Annotated in this window: 10 protein-coding genes; 7 read left to right on the forward strand and 3 right to left on the reverse strand. The window is 45.3% G+C overall.

Annotated features, from left to right (window positions below; all coding sequences use genetic code 11):
* Positions 1–251: 251 nt before the first annotated feature.
* A complete protein-coding gene (gene trmJ, locus GV64_RS12290; protein WP_026258330.1) occupies positions 252–992 on the forward strand; it encodes a tRNA (cytosine(32)/uridine(32)-2'-O)-methyltransferase TrmJ in 741 nt (246 codons plus the stop codon).
* Between the two features lie 134 nt (positions 993–1,126).
* A complete protein-coding gene (cysE, locus tag GV64_RS12295) occupies positions 1,127–1,939 on the forward strand; it encodes a serine O-acetyltransferase (RefSeq protein WP_020583146.1) in 813 nt (270 codons plus the stop codon).
* A gap of 156 nt (positions 1,940–2,095) precedes the next feature.
* On the opposite strand, the gene GV64_RS12300 is transcribed toward cysE, so the two are convergent.
* Together GV64_RS12300 and GV64_RS24725 are read right to left on the reverse strand one after the other, a co-directional pair.
* Complete coding sequence (locus GV64_RS12300; protein WP_020583147.1) at positions 2,096–3,430, reverse strand: DUF2608 domain-containing protein; 1,335 nt, start codon at positions 3,428–3,430, stop codon at positions 2,096–2,098.
* A gap of 424 nt (positions 3,431–3,854) precedes the next feature.
* Positions 3,855–4,823, reverse strand: a complete 969-nt coding sequence (locus GV64_RS24725; RefSeq protein WP_152554042.1) for a hypothetical protein — start codon at positions 4,821–4,823, stop codon at positions 3,855–3,857.
* On the opposite strand from GV64_RS24725, the gene GV64_RS25285 reads away from it, so the two are divergent.
* Positions 4,822–4,983: a hypothetical protein gene (locus GV64_RS25285; protein ID WP_160171791.1), complete on the forward strand. Its 162-nt coding sequence runs from the start codon at positions 4,822–4,824 to the stop codon at positions 4,981–4,983. The two genes, GV64_RS24725 and GV64_RS25285, sit on opposite strands and share 2 nt — an antisense overlap.
* A gap of 1,107 nt (positions 4,984–6,090) precedes the next feature.
* Here GV64_RS25285 and GV64_RS12310 read toward each other — a convergent pair.
* A complete protein-coding gene (locus tag GV64_RS12310; RefSeq protein ID WP_033403271.1) occupies positions 6,091–6,465 on the reverse strand; it encodes a hypothetical protein in 375 nt (124 codons plus the stop codon).
* 3,856 nt (positions 6,466–10,321) lie between these two features.
* On the opposite strand from GV64_RS12310, the gene iscR reads away from it, so the two are divergent.
* The 4 genes from iscR (at position 10,322) to iscA (ending at position 13,010) form a co-directional block, all read left to right on the forward strand.
* The gene (gene iscR / locus GV64_RS12325; protein ID WP_020583150.1) at positions 10,322–10,792 is read left to right on the forward strand and encodes a Fe-S cluster assembly transcriptional regulator IscR; all 471 of its coding nucleotides are present in this window, start codon (positions 10,322–10,324) and stop codon (positions 10,790–10,792) included.
* A gap of 101 nt (positions 10,793–10,893) precedes the next feature.
* Positions 10,894–12,108 (forward strand): IscS subfamily cysteine desulfurase, encoded by a 1,215-nt coding sequence (locus GV64_RS12330; protein WP_020583151.1) that lies wholly within the window; start codon positions 10,894–10,896, stop codon positions 12,106–12,108.
* A 65-nt stretch (positions 12,109–12,173) separates the two neighbouring features.
* Positions 12,174–12,578: a Fe-S cluster assembly scaffold IscU gene (iscU, locus tag GV64_RS12335; protein WP_026258331.1), complete on the forward strand. Its 405-nt coding sequence runs from the start codon at positions 12,174–12,176 to the stop codon at positions 12,576–12,578.
* A gap of 99 nt (positions 12,579–12,677) precedes the next feature.
* A complete protein-coding gene (iscA, locus tag GV64_RS12340) occupies positions 12,678–13,010 on the forward strand; it encodes an iron-sulfur cluster assembly protein IscA (RefSeq protein ID WP_020583153.1) in 333 nt (110 codons plus the stop codon).
* Positions 13,011–13,167 lie beyond the last annotated feature (157 nt).

Genomic DNA, 13,167 nt, shown 5'->3' on the forward strand with positions numbered 1-13,167 from the left:
GTATCCCGACAGCCATGAGCTGAGTGTACGCTCATCGGACAACCGAACCGCCGAAACCATGAAAATACCTGCATAGTTGGAAATGTCAGAATTTTCATAATACAAATTGGGTGCGAATTCTGACAGGATGGAGGCCAACTTGCAATGGAGCGAGCTCCCTTACTTGTCGGTAGTTTTACTATGGACTTGGCTTTAGCCGTAATTTGAGTACACTGGCGAACTGATATTATATAAAGCTAGAGATTCCTGTGGTGCTCGACAATATTTCCATTGTACTGGTTAATCCTTCTCATCCCGGCAATATCGGGGCGGCTGCCCGAGCTATGAAAACCATGGGTCTGAGCCAGTTATGTCTGGTATCGCCTGATGATTTTCCGTCGGGTACCGCGACTGCGCTGGCCTCAGGTGCAGATGATATTCTCAGAAATGCCCGAATTTGTGCAACGCTCGATGAGGCGCTGGCTGATTGTCAGTTTGTAGTCGGTACCAGTGCCCGGGTGAGAGGTGTGTCTCTACCGTTAGTAGATCCTCGTGCTTGTGCTCAGAGCATTATTGATGAGGCGGTAACTCAGAAAGTTGCCCTGATTTTTGGTCGGGAGGATAAGGGGCTGACCAATGAGCAGCTGCAGCGTTGCCATCTTCAGGTTCATATTCCCACGAACGAAGATTTTAGTTCGTTGAATCTCGGTGCAGCCGTTCAGGTGATGAGCTACGAATTAAGAATGCAGCAGCTAATTAATGCGGATGCGCTGGAAATGCCGAAGCCTCGTACTCATGAGCTGGCAAATATGGATGATATGGAACGCTACTACGATCATCTACACCAGGTGTTGATGGAGATTGGTTTTCTGGATCACAGTAGTCATGAGAAGATTATGGCGAAACTGCGTCGTCTTTATGGTCGGGTTCGACCTGACCGTGTTGAGCTGAGTATTTTGAGAGGGGTTTTGTCAGAAACTCAGAGATGTCTTGCGTCAGACAATAAAAAGTAAATAAACGATGGAGGCTTCTGTATGTTGCTGATTGTGCATCGGAAGCTTTTATGACGGCGGGATGTTTTGTGTAGCTGAGTTTGATGCTGAACTTCCCGTGGTCAGTAAAGGATAACAACAGGCAGGCGCAGACCATGTTTGAGCGAATAAAAGAAGATATTAAAACCGTAATGGCCCGGGACCCGGCCGCCCGCGGTACCTTTGAAGTTATTACCAATTACCCCGGGCTGCATGCCCTGTTGCTTCATCGAGTGTCTCATAAGTTGTGGAAAGCTGGTTTTCTCTGGCTGGGGCGGACACTCTCAACATTTAATCGCTGGTTTACCGGTATTGAGATTCATCCCGGGGCAACCATCGGTCGTCGTTTTTTTATTGATCATGGCATGGGGGTGGTCATTGGTGAAACGGCGGTTATTCATGATGATGTCACGCTATATCATGGTGTGACACTGGGGGGGACTTCTCCGAATAAAGGTAAGGAACATCCAGCCAACCAGGGTAAGCGGCATCCGACGTTAGCAAATGGGGTTGTTGTTGGAGCTGGTGCCAAAGTCCTTGGGCCATTCCTTGTGGGAGAGGGAGCCAGAATTGGATCCAATGCTGTTGTTGTGCGCGAAGTTCCACCTGGCGCAACGGTTGTTGGTATTCCCGGTAGGATTGTTAAAAGGCCTGATAACAAGGATGATCGCCGCCAAGCCAATGCAGAAAAAATGGCAGAAAAGATGGGGTTTGATGCTTATGCGGTCACTTCAGAAATGCCTGACCCGACAGCGCATGCTATCTCAGCCATGCTGGATCACCTTCATGAGGTCGATTCACGCTTTGATACCTTATGCCAAGTATTAAAGGACAATGGGCTTGAGTGTAAGGTAAGGCCATTGCCAGAGTTGAAGAAAGAGGACTTCGAGCCGGTTAAGGAAGAGAGTCGAGAGGTGCTGACTGACTAGGAGAGCTTCTTCTGGTTATTATGGAGGAGCTTGGGTTGTTCTGCACAACAACAAATACAGTACCTGTTGTTGTGCAGATGTCGGAAGATTTAAAAGTGGTGACTCATACTTTCTTAACTCATTAAGAACGACTGCTCTTGTGTTATATCGTTGCTATCAATTATACATAGCGAACCCTGCTTTCTGTCCTTTGACAAAGTCTTCGTATTGCTCTGGTGTCATCCCAAAGTCAAAAGCATTAACTCTTTTTTGTATTGTTTCTGCCCCTGAAAAGTGGAAAGTATTGCAGTGAATATTCATTTTTTGGCAAGTGCTTTCGATGTATTCTAAATTTTCACGGATATCGTCAATAAAGCAAACGTGTCTGGTTCCTTGAAACTTTTCATTTATATATTGTTCAAGGGCAGCTCCTTTTGTGCCATAAGCGCTCTCTATGCTGTCAAACATGTTGGGGTTAAGACCTGCCTTTCTTAGCTTAACTTCGGTTTCTTCTTTGCTGGCCTTGGTTAGTAAGATGATATGGCTGTCGGGAGCCTTTTGTCTTATTTCTCTTATTACTCTCGGGGTTTCTGCTTCGATCAAGACTTTTTGTCTTTTACCATGAATGATGTCAGTAGCAATAATCGTCTCATCAACATCCAAAACTACTAATGTTTTATATCCATTCTGAACATGATCGGTGAGTATTCCAATGCTGGCTACATCCTGTTTTCGATCAGGGGTTGGTAGATGTTCAAGTTGTGGGCTGCATCTTGCACCTGATTGATGGTAAGGCTCAGTGATAGCTGTTAATCGACTTGTGGAGCCTGATCCGGCAGTAGGTCTTAGTGAGGATGCGTATGTACTGCTTGCTGCCGTTTGTGAATAAAAGCAAGGCTGAGTAGCGGTTGAAGCCTTTTCATCCCATTGTGAATATTGTTTTTTAATTGCTTCGTAATTTAGAAGTTCCTTGTCTGGGTGGCTGGGGGTGAACCGGCCTGAGGAGTCTGGTTGGAAATAAAGCTGCTCATCAAATGATGTGATAGCTCTTATCTCATCATTAAAAAAAGCGCCGTCAGTGGTATTTTCAAAGAGTGCTTTTAGACTTTTGCATTGTTCTTCAGTGAGTGGTGCGTCGTGTGTGGTTATTAAATGCAATCGTTCTCGTGTATGTCGCGAAGGCTGTCTCGCTCCTTCTAATGGGTTGTATGATGGTGAGTTAGGTATGTGAATCATTCGCTCGTTTGTTGTAGTTACTGTGAGAGTTCTTTGAGCAAGTGTTTTTGTTGCTTCCGGTAGTTCCATATAAAAATCTTGTGCCAGTTTTATATTGGCTGCTGTATGATTTTCTTCGCCTACCTCTGTGTTAAAAATACCTATGACCTTATAATTTCCATTAACGAGGTAAGGCTGTCCATTTGCTTGTTCTACCTGGTATTTACCAGTATGGAGGTTGCATTCGATTGACTTCTGGCTGCTTGAAATTAGCGCCGCTCTGAGTGGTGAATCCATTTGTTTAATTCCTTGATTGAATAGTTGCTAATGCCATTAATTTCTTGGGCTTAATAGTTGAGACATTGTCCATCAATATAATATCCGTCATTAACAAATTGGTTAGTAATATGGACGTGCATAAAACCAGAGCTCCTGATCAACCGTTGTTGATGGTCATTATGCTTCAACAACAGTAATCTAAAAGTTTGTTCATATCGTAGTGGGATAAGGCCTTACAGGGCTTTCGTACATTTAAGATTTTATTGGGATTCTGTGAGCATCGATAAGAGTGTTTACCTGGGGTTGGCAATAGTTGCTGGTTTTGTTGAGAAGACTATTAAATTTTGAAGGGGTAGATACCATTATACACGGATGATAATGGTATCTCTTAAAACAGGAGAATAAGAAAGCCGAGACGCTTTCTTTGACCTGGTTTCGAAAGCTAGCGCAAAGCTGGTTTTTCAGTTTGTGAGGCTAGTTGTTTTTTAGCGCATTGGTCATTCAGTTCCATGGTTTGCAGTGCTACCTGGCATATATTCAAAAGGAAATCGGCGTCTTGAAAGCTTGCGCTATCTTGTGTCGCCAGGGATGCCTCAACTTTTTTGTGTAGGCTAAACATTTGCTGAGCATAGGTCTTGTAGCACGCCATATCTTTCGGGTTGGCAGCTACTGCAGCTGGCACCTTCAAGCTTCCTGACTCAATATCGATCACTTTGCCACTTTTTATTAAAGCTTTAAATCCGGATAAGAGTTTCTCTTTTGCTTCGGCTGGGCCGCCTTCGCGACGGTACCTTCCATCGGATTCGGCTTTTTTCATGTCGAATTTAAACGCAAAGTCGGGTGTATCATAGTTTTGATCTAAGAAACGTCGAACTTCTGCAGCATCGCTTTGATGGCCTCTAAGAATACGGACTGCCTCTTTAAAAAATTGCGCTGCAGATGTGTCCGCTACAGCAACCGTTAAAGGTGAGTCTTCTTTATTTGTTTTTGTGGAGTCGCAAGCCTCGTAATAAGAGTCTTTGTTCGCAAGCAGGTGGCTGGATGTGTCATTACTTCTTTGAATGCACTGTTCTGCAATCTCTATTGCAATATCGGTTTTTGTCTGCAGATTATCTGCTGAACGGAACCTTGCCATTAAGGGTGACAAAGCTGCTCTGGATGTTTCAACCATAAACATTTGATAAAGGTGGTGTTCAAAAAAACCACGGTGTTCAAAAATTGATTTACAGTGGTCAGGGTAGTTGGCTTTCCCAAGAACGTCTCTCGTTCTCATAAAGTCGCACAGCTCTTTATGTTCTTTTTTGAAGCTATCATAAGAGCCTTTGTAGCCAGAAAAGTAATGCCGAATCACAACTGGCTGCTGTTGCTCCCTCTTGGCTGCTTCAGTCTGTCCTGCGGTCATTTTGGGCATGGGGCTCATTGCTTTTACAACGGCTTTTGAGGAGCTTGGACGTGAGCCGACGACAGCCTCCGGGGTGGGGCGCCTCTCTGTATTTCTGTGCGGTTGTTCAGAAGTCCAGGTGCTGTTAAGTGTAGCCAGTTTGCCTTTGTTTGCTGGTGTCGTTGAGTAAGCCTGTTGTGGTTGTTTAGCGGTAAAGGACGGTTTTGATCTTGAGGTTTGTGCACTGGCTACCGGCGCTTTTTCCCAGCGAAGATACTGGCTTTTTATGTCGTCATAACCTGTAAGCTGTGCCCTTGCAGGCCTGGTAGAGAACCCTCCATCGTTATTTGGTGAAAAATAAAAACGTTCATCCAGGGAGGTAAGTGCTTTCAGGTCATCGTTGAAAAAGACTTCTCCCCTCTCGATATGCATCTGGAGGCTCTTACAATGATCGTTTGTCAGTTGAGTTATATGTGTTTGGGTTGGGCGTGGAAGCCCTGTCGTTTTGCTGGTGCTGGGAGTATGAGCTCTTTGTATTTCGCCTGAGGCCGCCTTGGCTGCAGGGTTTATCATTGATTGAGTGTTATTTTTGATTTTAACGGTCATTTGCGCGAGCTGCTGAAGCCTTGGAGATAGGCCACGGAAGAGCTGTTGAGCAAAACTGATATTGTTTAGGGTGTTTTTTTGAGGAGTGATCTTGCCGTCAAGGAAGCATACAACCCTTTTTTCATTATCAAGGAGGTATGTTCCGGACTCTTCTTTTAATCCGTATTTCCCATTCCTGAGTCCTTGTTCGATTTGTGTATGTATATTCTGGGGGGGGCGTGATTCTGATTTGTGTATCCATTTGTCATCGTCCTTTGATTGATCATAGTAATTATTCATCAATACCCTTAACGGGCTATCGTTGTCTTTGAGACAATAATTATTTGAAAATGATCAGTCTTTGACACGTTGGTTAGCTATAATAACCATTTTGATGGTAAAGACGCCGTTCAGCTTCATTGAACTGGTTTGATGTAGAACTACTCCACCAGTAACCGTTCTCCTCATGGAATATGGCTATACGAACCAGACTGCGCGCCCCACAGGGTTCTGAATCTGATGTCAGCAGAATCTAATATTGTCTGCAATTGTAGATAGGGCGAGGGCTAATTCTACAAATTGGTGTAGATAGCCTTACTTTCCAATGACTGAAACCCTTGATGTTTCGATACATGTGGAAGAATTGGATAGGTGCAAGTGCCTGCAGGCGTACGCTGCAGGCTTGATGCTTTCTTTAACCTGGTTTCGAAAGCTAGTGCAAAGCTGGTTTTTCAGTTTGTGAGGCTAACTGTTTTTTAGCGCATTGGTCATTCAGCTCCATGGTTTGCAGTGCTACCTGGCATATATTCAAAAGGAAATCGGCGTCTTTAAAGCTCGCGCTATCTTGTGTCGCCAGGGAAGCCTCAACTTTTTTGTGTAGGCTAAACATTTGCTGAGCATAGGTCTTGTAGCACGCCATATCTTCCGGGTTGGCAGCTACTGCAGCTGGCACCTTCAAGCTTCCTGACTCAATATCGATCACTTTGCCACTTTTTATTAAAGCTTGAAATCCGGATAAGAGTTTCTCTTTTGCTTCGGCTGGGCCGCCTTCGCGACGGTACCTTCCATCGGATTCGGCTTTTTTCATGTCGAATTTAAACGCAAAGTCGGGTGTATCATAGTTTTGATCTAAGAAGCGTCGAACTTCTGCAGCATCGCTTTGATGGCCTCTAAGAATACGGACTGCCTCTTTAAAAAATTGCGCTGCAGATGTGTCCGCTACAGCAACCGTTGAAGGTGAGTCTTCTTTATTTGTTTTTGTGGGGTCGCAAGCCTCGTAATAAGAGTCTTTGTTCGCAAGCAGGTGGCTGGATGTGTCATTACTTCTTTGAATGCACTGTTCTGCAATCTCTATTGCAATATNAACCTTGCCATTAAGGGTGACAAAGCTGCTCTGGATGTTTCAACCATAAACATTTGATAAAGGTGGTGTTCAAAAAAACCACGGTGTTCAAAAATTGATTTACAGTGGTCAGGGTAGTTGGCTTTCCCAAGAACGTCTCTCGTTCTCATAAAGTCGCACAGCTCTTTATGTTCTTTTTTGAAGCTATCATAAGAGCCTTTGTAGCCAGAAAAGTAATGCCGAATCACAACTGGCTGCTGTTGCTCCCTCTTGGCTACTTCAGTCTGTCCTGCGGTCGTTTTGGGCATGGGGCTCATTGCTTTTACAACGGCTTTTGAGGAGCTTGGACGTGGGCCGACGACAGCCTCCAGAGTGGGGCGCTTCTCTGTATTTCTGTGCGGTTGTTCAGAAGTCCAGGTGCTGTTAAATGTAGCCAGTTTGCCTTTGTTTGCTGGTGTCGTTGAGTAAGCCAGTTGTGGTTGTTTAGCGGTAAAGGACGGTTTTGATCTTGAGGTTTGTGCACTGGCTACCGGCGCTTTTTCCCAGCGATGATACTGGCTTTTTATGTCGTCATAACCTGGAAGCTGTTCCCTTGCAGGCCTGGTAGAGAACCCTCCATCGTTATTTGGTGAAAAATAATAACGTTCATCCAGAGAGGTAAGTGCTTTCAGGTCATCGTTGAAAAAGACTTCCCCCCTCTCGACATGCATTTGGAGGCTTCTAAAATGATCGTTTGTTATTGGAATGCACTGGATTCGGCCTTGTTCCAAGACGGTTTCACGATGCTTTAATGTTGGCTCTAAGTATTGGAAGGCAAAAGCTTTAACAGTTTTATCATGCATTCCGCGGAAGGGTAATAGTTTATATTTTCCTTCTGTATCAGCCATCTCAACAAAGGTGGTTGGATTTGTTATGGCTTCCTGAGGGAGATTAAATTCTAATTCCATTGGAGGCTGCTGTGCTTGCATACCGGCGCACAACAGTAATACTTCTTCAATAAAACCGTGTGAGTCCGATGTTAAAACACCTTGTGGGGCATCCTTTTTAAATATGGCATTTACTGAGGCGACACATTTCTCTCTGTATTTTCCTAATATTTTGGTATTGCTGGAATGTTCATCGAGATTGCTGACCATTAAGCCTTTAAGTGCTTGCATGGGTGCCGTTTCATGTATTGTGGTGACTTGCAATGGCGTTGGTAAATGAGGAGGGCGTAGTCCAAAAGCTCTCGGATTTCTACAGATCTCTGCCAGATTGTGGTAGCCCAATACTGTTGATGCATTGGTTTTGCCGATAGCTTCCCTTAATACACATGCAGTGAATTCTTGATAGGCTGGATTCCCGATTTTGAATTGATCATAACAAAATTTATAGACCTCCATGATTGCCTCATTTCTCGTGTGTGCACTGCCTCTTAAGTGAGCACCTTTTACAGTTGAAGCAGTCTGAAATGTAAGCTGGCTATACTTTTCCTGTAAAACCGATGGTCGTGTTTTTGTAGAAATATTTTCTACTTTGGTGGTATCCCGGCTAACGTCCCTGGCTAGCTCCTGGCCTATCTTCTTAGCAAGGTCATCGTGCCACCCTGTTTTCTCTTTGAGTTCCTGTTCTTTGCTTTTTATGCATACTCGTAACCGTTTAACTTCTGCTTCAGGTTCGGTAAGCCAATTCTGAATGCTTTCCGGTAATTGTGCAGAAGCTTGAGCCTGTACCTCACGTTTTCTTTGTATGAGCTCCGCTGAGCTGGACGTTTGGCGGTCTGCTAACAGACTCCTAAGAGCTTCTAATTCTTTCTGGGTAGTTCTCATTGCCAGCTTTCTACGCTCTAACTCATCTGTTTCATCCCCATGACCTGATTGATTCTCTGTTTCTTCGATACATGGCCTTTCTGCAGCAACGAGAAGATTTTTCAGATGAGCTTGATTGTCTCTTAGTTGATCGTCAGTGATGGACTCAATAAGTTCAGCTCTTTCCATGATGACTTTGCGTGCCACGCCAAAGCCAGTTATGTTGAGAGGTATGCCTTCGTCCAACCCTACTAAAAAGCAAAGAGTTTTATAATGCTGATGGCAATCTTTGATGGTTGTTTGTGCCCGCAAAAGAAGGCTGAGTGTGTGTAAGAGGATGGGGTTCTTCAGTTTTGGAGGGATAAGCTGCTCAACAACAGACTCCACATGCATAGATGCAGCCTTGGCGTTTGCAAAGTACTTTTCTACTTCTTGAATGACTACTCTATTTGGTTGTGTCTTGCAAAGTAGGCCGTAATTATTAATGAATTCCGCGGGAGTTTCGCTTATGCGCAAAACTATCGCTATCTTTTCTGGGGGGGCACCAAGTCTTGTAGCCATTTTTTCGATAGGCTCTAGAGTCTGGCCTGTTGGGCTGTTAGGTTTATGAGATAGATGGCGGCTGGGTGAGGTGTCAGAAAATTTTGGCTTGCAGGTGGCAGAAGCAAGAGCACTCCTTGATGGTTGTTCTGTAGAGGGAGTGTCAGGTGATCGTGTTGGTTTTGATGTTAAAACTGTTGTTGATCCGGGTCTGTTATTACTCTGGCTGAATGGTTGGGGGGGACTGCTCTCGGTATTTTTCTCACCTGTGGCAGCCCAGATTTTATATTGTGCCTTATGTTCCGAATAATAGGGATGAGCCTCGTTAGCCCCTCCTGCTTTTATTTCCCAGATTCGTCTAGCAGGCACATAGCAATCTTCTGAATTTGGCAGACAGGCAATAACCTGTCTTTTGTCGTCGAAGAAACACTTATTTTTTAAATTGCCATGGAGTATGTGTAGCTGGAATTCACTGAGTTTTGTATAAGCTCCTGGTTGCGAAAGATCAGATTCTTTTATTCGTCCTCTAGTCAAACCTGAATTATTTGTTGTGGTCGCAGCGTTGCTTCTGGTTGTAGAAGGAGAGTTGGGCTGGCTAGAGTTTGTCTCCGCTGTGGCAGTATCTGAACGGCTGGTGGGTGTATGTGCTCTGGTTTCACGCTCTAGGACTTGTTTCCGTGGGCTCTTTTGATCTTGGGTGCTGGGATTGCTTGATGGAGTATTTCTATGTTTATCAACAGATCTACCATGGCTTAATACAAGGGAGTGGTCTGTTCCTGATTCAGGTGGTGGGTGTCTATCCGGGCTTGGAATTGTTTTGGTCTTGGCGCCCGAGCTTGAGAAGCTGAATGAGTCCATATAACTGATCCTGTGATAATTATTCGGTAGTTATTTTGGCGAAATCCCAATGTATGTACTGGGGTACATAGGTTTTTCAGTGGGGTTATAGCGCAAATCCCTTTGGGTATTGCAGATGTCGGATGTTTGTTAGGCTGAGTTTTTGAAAGTTCCCTTAACTTTCTATAAAATGCCGAAAAATTATATGAAGCTGTTTTTTAAAATCTTTTGATATTTACACATAGTTTGATTATCTGCTCCGGTTTTATCTCTAATAGTTGACTATTTTGCTAAGGTATTTCATAATTCCACAAAGATAGCTTGAGCCTATGTGGATTCTGCTGCCGGGAGAGTCGCAGTTAAGAATCATAGGCTTAAAGTGCTTGGGGACTGATACAAGAGTGATAACTCTGCCTTAATAGCAAGAGAGATGCTGTATGAGATTGACGACCAAAGGACGTTATGCGGTGACTGCCATGCTGGATCTGGCACTTCATGCCGATCAGGGGCCGGTTTCTCTCGCGGATATATCAGATCGTCAGGGAATCTCTCTCTCTTACCTTGAGCAGCTGTTTTCCAGGCTTCGTCGTGGGGATTTGGTTTGCAGTGTGCGTGGGCCCGGGGGAGGATATCGGTTAAGTCGTGGTACTGAAGCGATTTATGTCGCTCAGGTGATTGATGCAGTCAATGAATCGGTAGACGCGACTAAGTGCCGGGGCTCTGGTGGCTGTCAGAAAGGCGTAACGTGTCTGACCCATCACCTGTGGCAGGATTTAAGCGAGCAGATTCATTCGTTTCTTGGAGGGATCAGCTTGGCTGATCTTGTAGCGCGCAGGGAAGTGCAAAGTGTTGCCATTCGCCAGGATGAGCAGCAGGACAACAAAATTGCCGCTGACACCATTCTATGAGGACTCTTTGTAATAAAGAGCGTTTGGTGTAGAGGCATGATGATTTTAACCCTTTGCGAATCAAGGGCATTGAGCGTACTGACCGCCTGGAGATGTACCAGATGAAATTACCTATTTATCTCGATTATTCCGCAACAACACCGGTTGACCCGAGAGTGGCTGAGAAGATGATTCAGTGCCTCTCTCTTGAAGGTAATTTCGGTAATCCGGCTTCGCGTTCCCACGTTTTCGGCTGGCGCGCTGAGGAAGCTGTTGAAGATGCGCGTCGTCAGGTTGCAGACCTTATTCATGCAGACCCGAGAGAGATTGTCTGGACTTCTGGTGCAACAGAGTCTGATAACCTTGCCATTAAAGGTGTGGCCCGCTTTTACAGCAAAAAGGGTAAGCACATTGTCACTTCACGAATCGAGCACAAGGCGGTACTGGATACCTGTCGTCAGCTTGAGCGGGAAGGTTATGAAGTTACCTACCTGGATCCCGACAGTGATGGTGTGATTACTCCTGAGATGGTGGAAAAGGCTCTCCGTGATGACACAATTCTGGTTAGCTTGATGCACGTCAACAATGAGATTGGCGTTATCAATGATATTGAAGCCATTGGAGACTTGACGCGCTCTCGGAAAATTATCTTTCATGTCGATGCTGCCCAGAGTGCCGGTAAGATTCCTCTGGATATGGAAGCGATGAAGGTTGACCTGCTTTCTATATCCGCTCACAAACTCTATGGTCCTAAGGGTATAGGTGCCCTTTATGTTCGTCGTAAGCCACGTGTGCGTCTTGAGGCTCAGATGCATGGTGGCGGACATGAGCGTGGTATGCGTTCCGGTACTCTGCCGACGCACCAGATCGTGGGTATCGGTGAGGCGTGTCGAATCGCTGCTTCAGAGATGGATGCAGAAAAGGCTCGGTTGGAACAATTAAAAGACAGAGTGCTTTCGCAGATTTCAGATCTGGAAGAAGTGCATGTTAATGGTTCGCTGGAGCAGCGGGTTCCTGGCATTCTGAATATCAGTTTTGCCTTTGTTGAAGGGGAATCCCTGATGATGTCCCTGAAAGATCTTGCCATTTCGTCTGGATCGGCCTGCACTTCTGCCAGTCTTGAGCCTTCCTATGTACTCAGGGCGCTGGGGTTGAGTGATGAGCTTGCCCACAGTTCCCTGAGAATCAGTCTGGGGCGGTTTACGACAGAGGCTGAAGTGGATCACGCAGTATCAGAGATCAGAGAAGCGGTTACGAAACTGAGAGAACTTTCTCCGCTCTGGGATATGTACAAAGATGGTGTTGATTTAAGCCAGGTTGAATGGGTTGCGCACTAACGGGCTCAGAGTTAACTGAATTTAGGGGTAGTGCACTGAAGTGTGCTGCCCTGGAGGAGAGAAAAATGGCATACAGCGAAAAGGTTATCGATCACTACGAGAATCCTCGTAACGTAGGTAAGCTCGACCAGGACTCTCAGAGTGTCGGTACAGGTATGGTCGGTGCTCCAGCATGCGGTGACGTTATGCGTCTTCAGATTCAGGTCAATGATGAGGGTGTGATTGAAGATGCCCGCTTCAAAACCTATGGTTGCGGTTCTGCTATTGCTTCCAGTTCTCTGGCGACAGAATGGATGAAAGGTAAGACGCTGGATGAAGCAGCAACCATCAAGAATACCGATATTGCTGAAGAGTTGGCGCTGCCACCGGTAAAAATTCACTGTTCTGTTCTGGCGGAAGATGCTATCAAAGCAGCCATTGACGATTACCGGGGTAAACAGAAGCATGATGATGCGGCTCCAGCTGCCTGATATGTTTCAGAGTTGTCATGTAAGCATGACCCGTAGTTAAGCAGAACAGATTTATAGCCGGGTAAGCCGTGGTTTTCCCGGAAGTGGATGGAGTATTTAATGGCAATTACCGTAACCGAAGCGGCTGCCCGTCATATCAAAGGTCAGCTTTCCCGTCGGGGTAAAGGACTGGGCATTCGACTGGGTGTGCGTACTTCTGGCTGCTCTGGTATGGCTTACGTCCTGGAATTTGTGGATGTGGTTGATGATGGTGATCAGGTTTTTGAAGATCACGAAGTGAAAGTGTTTATTGACCCGAAAAGTATGGTTTACCTGGACGGTACTGAGCTGGACTTTGTCAAAGAAGGGCTTAATGAAGGCTTACAGTTTAACAATCCAAATGCTGCCAGTGAGTGTGGTTGCGGTGAAAGCTTTAACGTGGACGCTGGCTGACAGATAAGCAGTTCTTTATGGGCTTCTCTGGTTCTGTCAAACAAGTGCTGGTTGAGAGTTTTGATCTGCCTTCTGGCCCGGCTGGTTCATACTGGTCGGGCCTTATTTTTGAGAAAGTGCTCAGTTAATAATGAGTATTTTCTAATGTGTTATACCA

Origin of the sequence: Endozoicomonas elysicola (genome assembly GCF_000710775.1) — a bacterium.
Taxonomy (GTDB): domain Bacteria; phylum Pseudomonadota; class Gammaproteobacteria; order Pseudomonadales; family Endozoicomonadaceae; genus Endozoicomonas; species Endozoicomonas elysicola.